Raw genomic sequence first — 812 nt, 5'->3', positions numbered from 1 at the left:
CTATTTCTTGGTTTTATATGTCTATTTCTTCGGTGGGAAAGGAGTAAGAACTGGTAAAAGCTTATCAAAATGATTGATAAGCTTTGATGATAGCAACTTATTTTTGTCCCCCTTGACACTSTAGCTAGCTATAGACYTTAAAGTGAATCCTGTAGAGAAAAAAACTACTAAATTAATCTTAATCAAGCAGGGGATGGAGTTTAACTCCATATAGGCAGAGAAGATTTRGATCACTGTATATCAGCGATTTCCARTGAATATTTTTTCAGTGGGAATAGAGTACATGTGATATCACAAAAATAGAATTTTGATGCTTTCAATATGAAAGTATGCCCTACACATCAATGCAAATATTTAGGTTTTACTATGTCCAATACTTCGCAAATACGTAATGAGCTTGGTGATTTCAGCAGTATAGTTTGCTTCAAAGCAGTAGTTGTGGGTACTGAAGAAGCTCTAGGGGAAAAAGCCGCAGCGATCGCTCTAATTTCTGCTGGTCGTAACCGTGGTAAGCAAGTAGCTGAACAGCTTGGGCTTGCAGGCAAAGGTATTGCTAGCGCCGAAATCGTTCCTCAACTTCAGGCTGCCTTGGGGAAAGATGGCACAAGGCTTTGCATTATCGACAAAATTGTCGAATCAGGAGAAACGATCTCCGTTTACTGTCGCGAAACAATTTGCTCTGCTGGCGAGCCTCAAGGCTCTCCCCGCAAACTAACATTTACTCTGGGAGCAGTACAAGGGGTACTAGAAAAAGTCACTGGCAAACGTCTTCGTGGCAAGCAAACTGAATCAGTTCTCCGTGGCGGTTCCCA

Annotated in this window: 1 protein-coding gene; it reads left to right on the top strand. The window is 41.2% G+C overall.

The features are described from left to right. Window positions 1-366: 366 nt before the first annotated feature. A partial coding sequence (locus B9G53_RS00260; protein WP_094528326.1) for a hypothetical protein occupies window positions 367-812 on the top strand: 446 nt, incomplete at its 3' end.

The sequence above is a fragment of the Pseudanabaena sp. SR411 genome (assembly GCF_002251945.1).
In the GTDB taxonomy this organism is placed as follows: domain Bacteria; phylum Cyanobacteriota; class Cyanobacteriia; order Pseudanabaenales; family Pseudanabaenaceae; genus Pseudanabaena.
This window is presented reverse-complemented; position numbering and strand designations above follow the sequence as displayed.